Annotated in this window: 15 protein-coding genes; 6 read left to right on the plus strand and 9 right to left on the minus strand. The window is 42.1% G+C overall.

The genetic code is table 11. From position 1 onward, the window contains the following. Positions 1–163: 163 nt before the first annotated feature. The 9 genes from AB1488_07730 to AB1488_07770 form a co-directional block, all read right to left on the minus strand. On the minus strand, positions 164–358 hold the full coding sequence (locus AB1488_07730) for a hypothetical protein (protein ID MEW6409986.1): 195 nt from the start codon (positions 356–358) through the stop codon (positions 164–166). A gap of 3 nt (positions 359–361) precedes the next feature. Next, positions 362–865: a nucleotidyltransferase gene (locus AB1488_07735; protein MEW6409987.1), complete on the minus strand. Its 504-nt coding sequence runs from the start codon at positions 863–865 to the stop codon at positions 362–364. Between the two features lie 41 nt (positions 866–906). Further along, entirely contained in the window at positions 907–1,311 is a 405-nt protein-coding gene (locus AB1488_07740; GenBank protein MEW6409988.1) for a type II toxin-antitoxin system VapC family toxin, read from the minus strand. Further along, positions 1,304–1,540, minus strand: coding sequence for an AbrB/MazE/SpoVT family DNA-binding domain-containing protein (locus tag AB1488_07745; GenBank protein MEW6409989.1), 237 nt, complete (start codon positions 1,538–1,540; stop codon positions 1,304–1,306). Before AB1488_07745 ends, AB1488_07740 begins: the two co-directional genes overlap by 8 nt. 65 nt (positions 1,541–1,605) lie before the next feature. After that, positions 1,606–1,755, minus strand: coding sequence for a hypothetical protein (locus AB1488_07750; GenBank protein MEW6409990.1), 150 nt, complete (start codon positions 1,753–1,755; stop codon positions 1,606–1,608). A gap of 38 nt (positions 1,756–1,793) precedes the next feature. Continuing rightward, positions 1,794–2,546, minus strand: coding sequence for a nickel pincer cofactor biosynthesis protein LarB (larB, locus tag AB1488_07755; protein MEW6409991.1), 753 nt, complete (start codon positions 2,544–2,546; stop codon positions 1,794–1,796). Positions 2,547–2,611: 65 nt separating this feature from the next. Beyond that, positions 2,612–3,613, minus strand: coding sequence for an NAD(P)H-dependent glycerol-3-phosphate dehydrogenase (locus AB1488_07760; protein MEW6409992.1), 1,002 nt, complete (start codon positions 3,611–3,613; stop codon positions 2,612–2,614). Continuing rightward, entirely contained in the window at positions 3,610–5,061 is a 1,452-nt protein-coding gene (locus AB1488_07765; protein MEW6409993.1) for an RtcB family protein, read from the minus strand. The genes AB1488_07760 and AB1488_07765 overlap by 4 nt, the downstream gene beginning before the upstream one ends. A gap of 13 nt (positions 5,062–5,074) precedes the next feature. Continuing rightward, positions 5,075–5,536: an archease gene (locus AB1488_07770; GenBank protein ID MEW6409994.1), complete on the minus strand. Its 462-nt coding sequence runs from the start codon at positions 5,534–5,536 to the stop codon at positions 5,075–5,077. Positions 5,537–5,644: 108 nt separating this feature from the next. On the opposite strand from AB1488_07770, the gene AB1488_07775 reads away from it, so the two are divergent. From AB1488_07775 to AB1488_07800, 6 genes are all read left to right on the plus strand, one after another. Further along, positions 5,645–6,079, plus strand: coding sequence for a metalloregulator ArsR/SmtB family transcription factor (locus tag AB1488_07775; GenBank protein ID MEW6409995.1), 435 nt, complete (start codon positions 5,645–5,647; stop codon positions 6,077–6,079). A gap of 2 nt (positions 6,080–6,081) precedes the next feature. Continuing rightward, complete coding sequence (locus AB1488_07780) at positions 6,082–7,389, plus strand: permease (GenBank protein MEW6409996.1); 1,308 nt, start codon at positions 6,082–6,084, stop codon at positions 7,387–7,389. A 29-nt stretch (positions 7,390–7,418) separates the two neighbouring features. Further along, entirely contained in the window at positions 7,419–7,751 is a 333-nt protein-coding gene (locus tag AB1488_07785; GenBank protein ID MEW6409997.1) for a hypothetical protein, read from the plus strand. 12 nt (positions 7,752–7,763) lie between these two features. Continuing rightward, positions 7,764–7,973: an FmdB family zinc ribbon protein gene (locus tag AB1488_07790; GenBank protein ID MEW6409998.1), complete on the plus strand. Its 210-nt coding sequence runs from the start codon at positions 7,764–7,766 to the stop codon at positions 7,971–7,973. A gap of 14 nt (positions 7,974–7,987) precedes the next feature. Further along, entirely contained in the window at positions 7,988–8,140 is a 153-nt protein-coding gene (locus AB1488_07795) for a hypothetical protein (protein MEW6409999.1), read from the plus strand. Between the two features lie 410 nt (positions 8,141–8,550). Then, entirely contained in the window at positions 8,551–9,198 is a 648-nt protein-coding gene (locus tag AB1488_07800) for a nucleotidyl transferase AbiEii/AbiGii toxin family protein (protein ID MEW6410000.1), read from the plus strand. The last annotated feature ends 140 nt before the right edge of the window (positions 9,199–9,338 follow it).

The raw sequence follows: 9,338 nt of genomic DNA on the forward strand, positions 1-9,338 counted from the left end.
GTGGATTTTCTTTTTTATAATGTCTTTACTTTTCACTTCCTTTTTAAAACCCTCTCCATTATTTCTCTTTTCCCCTAAGAAATCCAATTCTTTCTCATCCCTCCATCAAATCCTTAAAATCTGGCTCAATATAGTGGATTTCTGCTTTATGCCCTCTGAGTTATTAGACCTTCCAGATAGTCCTATCCTTTCCCTTTATCCCACTTGCCAGTTCCTGGAGTTTAACAAGAATCTTTATCTTTTCCTCAAAGGGTAATCTGGCTTGTTCTTTATGGAAATGTGCCTTCCCTTCAAAAACCCTCCCCCTCGTGGTCATTCTATCTTCTCCAATAATGATTTTTATATCTTCTTCACTCATATGTTAATCCTCCTTCAGGGAATTGAATTTTTCTTTGAGGTTAAAACGACTTAAAAGCCATTCAAGCTTCTCTCGGTCAACATCTGTCTGTTCCATCAGCCTTTCAACCTTCCCAATATCCTTCTTCCTCCCTGCCCTTAAAAGGATTGCTATAAGATACTCTGGTTGAACAACCTTTGCAGGTATTCCCTCATATTCTATCCTTCTGGCATCCTCAACAGCTTCTTTCTCAAGTTCATCTGCAGGGATAAATTGAACTGGCACGCCTTCTATAATGATATGTTCGCCTTTCCATGAATATCCCAGAGATTTCAGGTAATCAAATAAATCAGAAAGCACAATCAGATTTTCTTGTCTACTTTTTCCTACGGGAATAATAAACACATCTAAATCATAGGTAAGAAAAGGCTCGATATAAAATAAGGCAGCAATGCCACCACCTATTGCATAGTCATAAACCAGTCCCTTCTCCTTAAGTTCATTTACGACCCTTAACGTCTCTTTCATTACCCCTCCGTCAATCTTTTAAATTCTGGCTCAAATGCTCACTATTTTAACCATTCAATACCTACATCTTTTTCAAGTTTTTTAAACTCAAGATCACCAGTAATAACCTTCGCCTTTTTAAGAATTCCGAGCGCAGCAGCGAAGCAGTCTGCGAATGCTATAGAATGTTTCGCTTTAAGTTTGGCTGCTTCTATTGTTATAGCTTTGTCTGCATCAACTATGGAAATAGGAAGCTGTTCGATTATAAACTTCGTTTCATTTGCCTTGTTGATGCCTCGCTCCCTCATAGTGTTGTAGAAAATCTCACCGAGATTTATTACAGAAAGATAAAGTTTTGTTTCTCCAGACTGAGCCGCTTTAAGAATTTTTCTAACCTTTTCCCCTCCTGATTCATCTTCAAAATGGGCAATAAGGGCGTAACTGTCAAGGATATAAGAGCTATCCACTCCTTGCCTCCTCACGCCTGTCTTTCAGGAGTGCTTTTATTATAGATGTATCTCCTTTAAGCATTCCTTTAGAAGACTCTATAGGGTCTTCTGGCAGAGGCTTTATTATAATAACTCCGCCTTCACCTTCATATATGCTTACCCTGCTTCCTTTCTTTATATGATACTTTTTCCTTAGTTCAGCGGGTATTACAACGTGTCCTTTTATAGTTGTCTTTGCAATCGACATGTTATACCTCCTTCAAAATTATTATAACATATTATATATAGAATATAGACTTTAATCAAGAAGTTTTAACTAATATTTTCTTTAACAAAAATGACTTCTGCTTTTAATGCCATCGCACATTCTATGAATTTATCATCATCAGGGTCATCTTTTACCACCTTTAGTTTTGGTGTCTTTGTGGTAAAGAGTATATCGAAACCTTTGGCAAATCTCAACCTTCAGACCTGGGATCTTAATGGCAATCTAATCGTAATTACTCTCCCAGCATATTTATCTTATGTGCCAGGCAGCCTGCGCCAAAGCCATTATCAATGTTTACGACTGCGATGCCTGATGCACAGGAGTTAAGCATCGCAAGTAGTGCAGAGATACCACTAAAACTTGCACCGTAGCCGATACTTGTTGGCACAGCGATCACAGGTTTATCCACGATGCCACCGACAACACTCGGCAACGCCCCATCCATTCCAGCAACTACGATCAGAACCCTTGCAGCGAACAATTTATCCCTCTTATCAAGTAGCCTGTGTATACCGGCAACACCAACATCATACATCGTCTCCACACTGCTACCGAGAAACTCCGCAGTTACCGCTGCCTCTGCAGCAACAGGTATATCCGATGTCCCTGCGGATAGAACAAGCACCATTCCTTTAGTTTTTTTTGTTTTTTCAGAACCAATAACAATAGTCCGTGCATCTTTATTATGGATTGCCGATGGAGCTATTTTCTTGACAGACTTGAAGTGCTTGTCATTCGCCCGCGTAATCAGAATCCTGCTTCCTGCCTTCAGCATTCCCTTAACAATAGCGGTCACCTGTTCAACCGTCTTCCCTTCTGCAAAGACAGCCTCTGGAACACCCTGACGCAATGACCTGTGATGGTCTATATGTGCAAAACCCATATCCTCATAAGGAAGATGCCGCAGCGCCTTCAGCGCTTCATCTACAGGAATTTCCCTTTCTTTTACACTTTCTAACAGTCTTTTTATCTGATCCTTCTCCATTATTATTTTCTACCCCTCACCCTCCCCCCTCCCTTATGGGGAGAGGATTAAGGTGAGGGGAATTCTCACTCCGCCTTGAGTTCTCTCTTCATAAGAACGGTTACAACATCCCTCGGCTCTATATCTTCATATAAAAGCCTATACATCTGTTCAGTTATAGGCATCTCAACACCATATTTCTTTGAAAGCTGATATGCTGCAGCAGTCGTATTTACCCCCTCGGCAATCATCTTCATATCAGAGAGTATATCGTTAAGTTTCATACCCTGACCTAACTTATATCCAACGGTTCTATTTCTGGAGAGTTCTCCTGTTGCAGTAAGCACAAGGTCTCCAAGCCCTGAGAGCCCAGCGAAGGTAGAAGCATTTGCTCCCATAGCAACACCAAGTCTTGTTATTTCGGTTAATCCCCTTGTAATCAACGCCGCCCTGCTACTATGACCGAGACCCAGGCCATCTGATACACCTGCTGCAATAGCTATTACATTCTTTAATGCCCCTCCGAGTTCAACACCGATCACATCGGAATTCGTATAGACCCTGAAGTATGATGTATTAAATACAGACTGAACAGTCAACCCAATCTCTTTTTCGTATGAAGCCACAGAGACCGCAGTAGGAAGTCGTTTAACAACCTCCTTCGCAAAACTTGGTCCTGAAAGAAATGATAACTTAGAATGTAGTCTTTCTGGAAGCGTTTCTTTAAAGACCCCTGACATAGGGAGTAAGGTTTCTGTCTCAATTCCCTTTGTGCAACATACAATGATGGGATCACCGCTTATGTTCGGGACAAGTCTCCTTAGAACCTCCCTCGTAAACTGTGAGGGAACAACATGAACAATCATTGCAGATTCATCAACAGCCTCTTGAAGACTATTTGTTACAGTTACATTCTCAGGCAGGAGGACTTTAGGAAGGTATATGGAATTCTCTTTCTTATCCTTTATTATATCGCATAGGTCTTTTTCAAACACCCACAATCTTACATCATAGCCTTTTCCTGCAAGCATTACCGCAATGGCTGTTCCCCAGCCGCCAGCACCAATGACAGAAATTCGTTCTATCACCCCTTTACTACCCCCATGGGTTTCATTCTTGCAACTCGGGTTGATATGCCTGCGTTATGGACGACATTGACTACATTAGCGACATCCTTATATGCCTCTGGCATTTCCTCCTTCAATGTCTCCCTGCCTGCTGCCATAACGATGATCCCCATGTCCTCAAGCTCCCTGTGTATAGCCCTGCCCTTTGCGGCTTTTATTGCCTGATGTCTTGAAAGTAGCCTCCCTGCACCATGACAGGTGCTTCCGAATGTCTCCTCCATAGCTTGCTGTGTTCCAACGAGGACAAAGGAACTTCTTCCCATATCTCCGGGAATTAAGACGGGCTGACCTACTTCTTTGTACTCGGGGGGGAGTTCTATATGTCCAGGTGGGAACGCCCTTGTTGCACCCTTTCTGTGTACAGCAAGTTTTATCTTCTTATCATCAACAACATGTTCCTCTATCTTCACGATGTTATGGGCTACATCATAGACCAGCTTCATACCGAGTTCTCGTGGAGAAATACTCAATACCCTCTGAAAAACCTCTATTGTCCAGAACATAAGGCATTGCCTGTTTGCCCATGCATAGTTTGCAGCTGCCTTCATCGCAGCAAGGTAGTGCTGTGCCTCTGGTGTATTGTAAGGTGCACATGCAAGTTGTCTGTCCGGGATATTTATGCCATATCTTCGTACAGCCTGTTCCATAGTCACAAGATAGTCTGTGCAGACCTGATGTCCGAATCCCCTCGAGCCTGAATGGATCATCACAGTAACCTGATCTTTGAAAAGACCGAAAGCGGATGCGGTTTTTTCATCGTATATATCTGCTACATACTGTATCTCAAGAAAATGATTACCTGAGCCGAGTGTCCCCTGCTGTGGCCTTCCCCTTTCATATGCCTTTTCACTTATCACATCAGGGTCAGCCCCCTCAATACATCCACGGGACTCGGTACGGTCAAGGTCAGAAGAACTTCCAAAACCAGCCTCTATAGCCCATCTGGCACCCTTTATAAGGACCTGCCTTTCCTCTGCACCCCTTGAGAGTCGAACCTTTCCTTTAGAACCTACACCTGTTGGGATCTCGTTATATAGTGCCCTTACAAAGTCCTTTATCCTTGGCTGTATCTCTTCTCTCTTCAGGTTACTCCTTAGAAGCCTCACGCCACAGTTTATATCGTATCCGACACCACCAGGGGATATAATACCTCCTGCATTTATATCGGTCGCAACTACACCACCTATAGGAAGTCCATACCCTGCATGAATATCAGGCATTGCAAGGGATGCCTTTATAATGCCCGGCAGGGTTGCGGCATTTGCAACCTGCTCAACCGATTCATCTGTCTTAATCTCCTCAAGAAGTCTCTCATCTACATAGATTATCCCTGGCACCCTCATGCCTGCTCTGTAACCTATAGGAACCTCCCATCTGTAGTCATCTATCTTCCTGAATTTCTCTGTCATCTTTTAACCTCCATTAAACATCAAGTATAACCTTTATCCTGTAGGAGGAATCATCTTTTTTTATCTCCAGATCATGGTATGTAGCTGCCTTGACAATAGTCTTCGGTCTGTGTTTTTCGGATGAAAAACCCTCACCAAAGACCTTGGCCCTCAAATGGGTTTCGCTGAGTTCTTTGATATTACATTTTGCAGGAACGAATCCCTTTGTCTCAAACAGGTATATCAGTTCGTTTAACCATGCGACAAGGAGATCCTCTATATTCTCTGCCCCGACTTCAACATTGAAGCAGTCCTTCTCGATGATAGTTTCTGTCTCTATCATAATACTGAACATCCCCGCCGCCGCATTCTCGAATGCGGTTTTGAGTTCCTTCCCATAGGCAATAAGCCCAACATCTGCTCTTACATCAATTATCTCAAAGTCCGCCATGGACTTATTATAATCCCTTGAACCTGAATTACGCAAGGTATTCATTTTAAAGGCTATAGCCAATCCTATTATCTCTGGTAAAAATATGGGGCAAATGAAGGTATAATTCGATAAATTAAAATAATGTATTGACAAAATTACCGGGTATATTATATGCTTAATAGTGCATATATGAATATGAAGGAGATTACCAATATCTTCAAGGCACTTTCTGACAGCAAACGGGTACGGATAGTAAGGATACTTATGCAGGCAGGTCTGGAGTTATGTGTATGTGAGATTGTGGACTGTCTGCAGGAGTCTCAGTACAATGTTTCAAAACAACTAAAAGAGCTTAAAAATGCTGGGGTTGTAAAAGAGAGAAAAGACGGCAGATGGGTCTTTTATTCACTTGCAGAGCCGGAGAATGAATTTCATGGAACCATCATTCAGGCACTATACAACATTAAAGACGAGACTCTTTCAATGGATCAAAAACGATTAAAGGAGAGGCTCTCCCTCAGAGAAAATGGAAAATGTGTTATAGGGATTAAGAGTAAAGAATGGGAAAGTGTAGCAAGCCGGTTACTGTTACAGAAGGGTAATTAATTATGTTTAGAAAACCTGACAAAAAGGAAAGGATATACCTGTTGATTGTCGTAATTCTTTATCTGAGCGGGCTATTATATGTTTACTCTCACAACCTATCTTTCAAATCCCTTTACTATTACGGCCTTTTACAGCCAAAAGGTATTACAGGCGATGAGGTAAGGCTTGTTGAGATAGAGACACCTTTTTCATGGAATATACCACAGGTGCTTTGGTATATCTTTATAAAGGCATCAGCAGTCCATGTAGAGCTTTTTCAGTACTGGATTGTGGGGATGTTGATCGCAGGTGCGTTGGTCTCTTTCGTCCCTTGGGAAAAGGTTAAGAAGAAGATGGGTTATGGTAGGCTCGGGGCAACTTTTATTGCTACAGTAGCAGGTGCTATAATTCCTATATGTTCATGTGGTATTGTTCCGGTTCTGGCAGGTATGGTTGAGGCAGGCATCCCACTGGGACCAACAATGGCATTTCTTATTGCAGCACCAATGCTAAACGTAGCAGCGCTCTTTATGACCGGAGGTGTCCTCGGATGGCCATTAGCCTTTGGTAGGCTACTTGGCACATTTGGAATCGCTCTTGGTGTAGGGTATGTCCTCTCAAGGTGGCAGAGAAAACAGAGGTTTCTTAGAAGGCTTGTTAAACTTAATATTACGCCAAGGCTTTCCCCTGAGTTACAGCAGTTTGCCTTCGATATGGCAATGAAGCTCACAAGCCATCCTGAAGGACTCACAACACAGGAACTTGCTCCAGGTAAGGAAGAGAAGCTCTTTCTCCTTGGAGAAGCAGGAGTCCTTGACAGAGACAGAGGGGGCAGGTGGCACTTACCTGAAACAACTTCGATGTCCGCAGATGCAATAGGTGCATGTATGGTTCTTCCTGGAGGGGACGTCGCCAGGAGTTTTTCTGAAAAGATTAAGGGCACTATTGCCACTGCCTGGGATTTCTTTCTACAGTTGAATTACTATCTTGTCCTTGCCGTTATTATTGCTGGTGCGATAAAGGTTCTGATTCCAACAAAAGTGGTCATAAGCCTTGTTGGTGGTGAGAGCCTCAATTCTGTACTAATATCTTCTGTAGTTGCTGTGCTTGCGTATGTATGTACCTATGTGGAGATCCCTACTGCTCTTGCCTTTATCCACAAAGGCATGGGTGGTGGTGCAACACTGGCTTATCTGCTTGGTGGCCCAGGGCTCTCACTTCCATCAATAATGATGCTTTCAGGGGTTTTCAGATCAAAAGTACTTGCCCTTTATGTGGGTCTGAGTTTTATCGGGTGTGTAATAGCAGGGTATGTGTTTAATCTATTTTAAATCAACCTTGTTTCGAAAAGGAGGATAAGATGTCAGCAGATGTAAAAACTATAAAAATCTATATGATGCCACTTGAATATCCCTGTGGGCCTCAATCAGCATGCTGCGGTCCTATAGGGCAGTCAGAGGAGGAGATTAAAGGACTGAAAGAGACTATCGAGAGAGAACTCAGGGTTAATGTGGGGCTTATAGATGTGAAAAAGGAAGGTATAAGGCTTTCAGATAGTCAGGTTCTGAAGCTACTTAATACCTTTGGTGCCATGGCACTGCCAGTTATTGCCCTTGATGATAAGGTTGTATCCATGGGCAACCTATCTCCTCAGCAGGCTGTTCAGGCACTAAGGCAAAAACTGGCTGAATAGGAGGTAAGGGTTATGGTTTATGAATTCGTATGTATGGACTGCGATAGGATGGTTGAGGTTAAAGCTACTGTTTCTGAATATGAAAAAGGACTGAAGTTGACATGTCCTCATTGTAGCAGTGAAGAGATGGTAAGGGTATTCAGTGGCATTACAATTGCATCAAAAAGTGGTGTTAATTTTGGTAGTTGTGGCCCTTCAGCCGGTCCAGGATGTTGTGGTTAAGGAGGTAAAGCGATATGAGTGCTACTGTATCATTGAATGATAAGGAATTACTTTGGCTTGAGGGGATTGTTGTTGACAGCGATAAGAATGAGGCACTTAAATTTGTCAGGATGATCAAGGAAAAGGTAGAGCAGCAAGAAGAACACAAATGTGGCCCCAGGATTTAGAACAGCAATTACATTTAAGTAACAAACCTGACTGGCTTTTAAAACAATTAAGAGAGGCAAATTCGGGACTAAAGACAACACATAGTTCAAAAAAGCTCATTCCTCTACCTTGAAAAATTTAAGATAGTTTTTCATTCTATGATATAATTAAACATGCTTACACAAGAGGTTTATAATATTTTGCGGCCCTGCCTATGGGGGACTATGATCGAGTCTCTGGACATCAAGGAGGATAGTTTCCTGATTATTGAACGCCTGCTTGAGCATGGAGGAGATAAACAGGTAGAATTTGTGCTTAAAACCTATGACAGAGATACCATATCAGAGGTCGTCAGAAAGAGCACCTATCTTTCTCCGAAAACGGTCAACTATTGGTGCCTCTATCTAAATATTAAAAGGGAGGAAACACGATGTTTTACCATGCAGTCCCCCAACATGTGGCCTTCCTCCTAAGTAAGTTGAGTTCTTTCCCTTTACCTCATAATACCTATCTGGCAGGTGGCACTGCTGTTACCCTCTATTTGGGCCACAGGATTTCGATAGATATAGACCTTTTTACAGAAGAGCATTTTCTTACGGGTCCAATCGTAAATGCAGTAAGGGAAACACATACAGTCCAGATAGAAAATGTTTCAGATAAAGATTCCTTCGTAGTAGAGGTCGAAGGCGTAAGGTTAAGCCTGTTTTATTATCCCTATCCTCTCCTTGAGCCTCTTTATTATGATTCTGTTTACAAAATAGCCCTGACCTCTTTTACAGATATCGCTGCCATGAAGATAGTAGCGATAGTACAGAGAGGAACGGCAAAGGATTTTGTAGACTTAAAGGCTATAATGGAAAAAACTGGTATGTCGCTGGATCAACTGATCAGTGCAACTCTTAAAAAGTATGGAGTCCCAGAAGACTATTCTTACCACATAAAAAGAGGTCTTGTGTTTTTCGATGAAGCCGAAAAAGGGCTAAAGGATGTTGTCATCTTAAAAGAGTCTTTACAATCTCCGATTGGCCAAACTGAATGGGAGGATGTTAAAAGGTTCTTTAACCGTATTGTCTTATGAAAAGTCTCTTTATGATCTTGAATCTATGCTTAGTGGTAAATGGGACGTCTCAGCAAGATGTTAAAGGTGAAAGGAAAGTTTTTGCCTGTGACTTGTAAACCCGACTGGCTTTTAAAACAATTAAGAAAAGCAAATTCTGG

The organism is Nitrospirota bacterium, from assembly GCA_040756155.1.
GTDB lineage: Bacteria > Nitrospirota > Thermodesulfovibrionia > JACRGW01 > JBFLZU01 > JBFLZU01.